We start from the raw sequence: 2,438 nt of genomic DNA on the forward strand, positions 1-2,438 counted from the left end.
GGGAGCGGTGGGTGGTTAGGTTTGTCGTCCGGTGGTGGTGAAGGGTTGGGTGGTGGTTTCTTGGGTGTGTGTGTCGGTGATGGTTAGGAGGCATCGGCTGTTTTTGAGCATGTTGGAGGCGCGGGGCGGGTAGGACCAGGTGCCGTGGGTGTCAACGGTGATGGGGCGGAGCCGGAATTGGCGGCCGATTTGTCCTGGGGCGCCGCAGGAGACGGTGCCGGTGAGTGTGTGTCCGGGGGTTCCTTGTCCGCTCCATTCGTAGGCGCTGTTGGCTAGTCGTCGGGGGTTGATGGGGTTTTGGAAGGGGGCGGGGTTGATGGTGGGTTTGATGCCGGGGAGGTTGATGGTTGTTCCGTTGATGGGTTGGTCGTTGTGGTGCAGGTTGATCTGGGCTCCGGGGTGGAGGGCGGTGCTGGTTTTGCAGGCCCAGATTCCGAGGTCGGTGACGGTGGCGGTGCAGATCGTGGCCCCGTTGGAGGGTCCGGTGGTGTATTTGACGGCTACGTGGTGCCCGGCTGGGCCGAACCCGTTGATCAACGCCCCGGCGCCGGTAGCGTCACTGGTGCTGGTGGTGGTGTTTTTGGTTGGTGTGCTGCTTAGTGGGGTTTCGATTGTCCAGGCCAGGTTGGTGGTGTTGATGGTTGTGGAGGCTGGGATGTGGGCGAGGGCGAACGCGGGGGCCGGGCTTTGCGAGGCCAGCGTCACTAAAGCGTCGATGGCCGCGGCTGCGTCCATCTTGGCGGCATTGATCCCGTCCGTTGAGAGGCCATCGTAGCTTTGGAACTTTTCCTTCCATGCCTTCAGCGTGGCGTAGGTGTTTTTCACTTCGGTGCTCGAGACCACGGCCGCGGGCAGCAGCGCGACGGTCTTTTCCAGCGCGCGTCCGGCCTCTTGGACGTATGTCAGGTGCCTTTTAGCGCTTTCCTCCGCTTCTGCTTTCGTGTGGTTCACATGGGTGAATTCTGATGCTTTGTCGGCGTTTTCCTTCAGTTTCTTCACCGCGAGGTCTGCTGGTGCGTGGCCGGTGCCGTTGATCGTTGCGGTGATCCGTTCGTTCACGGTTCCCTGGTCCGGGGTGTACGGGGTGAGGGCTTGGGTCGGGGCGTGGAATTTGCGGGTGAACAGCTCCGGGGTCCAGTAGTTCTGGGTGCATTGGCCGTAGGTGGAATAGGTTTGGATCAGTTCGTCCCAGATTTTGTTTCGTTCATAGCCGCCGTCATGGATGAGCGCGTCCTGGTTACGCCGCACCGTCGCGCACACGCTGGAGGTGTTCTCGATGTATTCCGGGATCAGGGTTTCGGCCAGGTAGGTGTTTTTGAACTCGTTGAACCCTGCGCCTTTGTTCATGGACTCAATCATGATCGCGTGGTTGTCTTTCACGGCCTTGATCATGCCTTCTTTCAACGCGGCCAGTGATTCGCCGGCTTTGGTCCGGATGGTCGCTTTCGCGGTCTCGATCTCCGCGGGGGTATCGGCGTTCATGACCCCGACCCGTTCGGCTGCGCCTTGGGCGAGCAGGCTGTTATAGATCACGGTTTTCTGTGCGAGGGCGAACTTTCGTTCCATCGCTTCGGCGAGTTTATGGACATGGTTTTTCGCGTACTCATCAGCCCAGATCAGGTACGCGTTCGTCATCCGTGCTTTAACGTACTCGTTCGTCCACTGGTAATGACCGTTCTGTATCCCACCCCATTCACCGTGAGGGTCGTTATGGGTCCATTCCAGTGCAGGGACCTGCGCGGGGCCCGTTTCATGACCGGGCTGTTTGTCAATCAAGGAGCTAATGAACCACGCGAGCGGGCTGGAATGCTCAGCGATCCATCCCCACCCCTTGGTCTTGACCAAAGAGACGAAGATCGATACTCCCACGACAGCCAACGACACCAACCCCAGGGTAGAGGCCAACGCTGACAGGCCGGCGATGACCGCGCCGGCTTCAACACCGAACAACCCCGCCAACCCAATCCCGGCCTCGATCCCGGCACTGGCCAACGCCAACCCCGAGGCAACAATGTTCGTCTCGTCCCTGCCCTCAACAGCGGACGCGAACCAGAAAATCTGGCCCACCACAGGAACCGTGGCCAGCAACGCAGCAGCCTGGTTCAACACCGTTGAATCCTCAGAGAACGCCTGAACAATCAACACCACCGCCAACACCTCGTTCACCGGCAACCCCGCAGAACCACCCACACGCGGGCCCTCACCCCGGGCATTCAACTCAGCAAAACCCTTCGAACGCAACACCTCATTCAACACAGGAGTCCCCACACCCCCAAGACCCTCACCAACACCACGGCCACCGGAAGAGGAACCCCCAGCATGCTCAGGAACAACCGAGAACCCGCCCCGCACCATCTCCGCCGAACCCGTCACACTCGACCCGGCAAGAACCTGCAAATCCTCCACCGACAACGACTCAAAAAACACGCTCTCCGAGG

At 60.3% G+C, this 2,438-nt stretch carries 1 protein-coding gene; it reads right to left on the minus strand.

The window, feature by feature from the left end:
• Window positions 1–15: 15 nt before the first annotated feature.
• The coding region (locus ACFUOZ_RS21305; RefSeq protein ID WP_377552019.1) for a hypothetical protein at window positions 16–2,438 on the minus strand (2,423 nt) is incomplete at its 5' end.

Source organism: Paenarthrobacter sp. NPDC057355, assembly GCF_042667405.1.
Lineage (GTDB): Bacteria > Actinomycetota > Actinomycetes > Actinomycetales > Micrococcaceae > Arthrobacter.